The sequence below is a fragment of the Vibrio sp. 811 genome, from assembly GCF_033339195.1.
The window spans coordinates 1-744 of the sequence record NZ_JAWOUB010000343.1 but is presented as its reverse complement, the minus strand read 5'-3'; the positions used below and the strand labels follow the sequence as shown (position 1 = coordinate 744).

Genomic DNA, 744 nt, shown 5'->3' with positions numbered 1-744 from the left:
TGATTTCCTGAACAATTAGACGTTTCAGACTGATTCGAACCGCCGCTGTTAATATGTCAGGTTCTTGACTCTTACTTGAGTACTCAGCCAAGGTTTGTACGATAGTACGAATGTCGCGAATTGGAATGGCTTCATTCAACAAGTTCTGCAACACTTTCACCACCACACCTAATGGGAGTTGATCCGGTACGAAGTTCTCCACCAATTTCGGTGCACTTCGGCCTAGCATCTCCAATAAATTCTGTACTTCTTCATGACCAATCAACTGCGATGCGTTGTTGGTTAATAACTGACTTAGATGGGTTGCCAAAACCGTCGATGAATCCACCACGGTATAACCGAGAGCCTTAGCGTGCTCGCGCTGCTCTTCACGAATCCACACGGCTTCTAGGCCGAATGCCGGGTCCATGGTCGGTTCGCCATCAATCATGCCGTAAACCTGACCAGGGTTAATCGCCAATTCTTGGTCTGGGCGAATTTCCGCTTCACCCACCGCAACGCCCATCAGGGTAATTCTGTAGCTGTTTGGCGTCAGCTCAAGGTTGTCGCGAATGTGTACAGCTGGGATCAAGAAACCAAAATCTTGTGAGAGCTTTTTACGAACGCCTTTCACGCGCTCTAATAACTCTCCGCCTTGGTCACGATCCACCAGCGGGATTAATCGATACCCCACTTCTAAACCAATAATATCAACAGGTTGAACGTCATCCCACGACAACTCACGTTGAGAAATCGGCTCGCTGC

Annotated in this window: 1 protein-coding gene; it reads right to left on the bottom strand. The window is 48.4% G+C overall.

Annotation, left to right across the window (positions count from 1 at the left end; translation table 11 throughout):
- A partial coding sequence (locus R7Q46_RS26775) for an FHIPEP family type III secretion protein (protein WP_318078170.1) occupies positions 1–744 on the bottom strand: 744 nt, incomplete at both ends.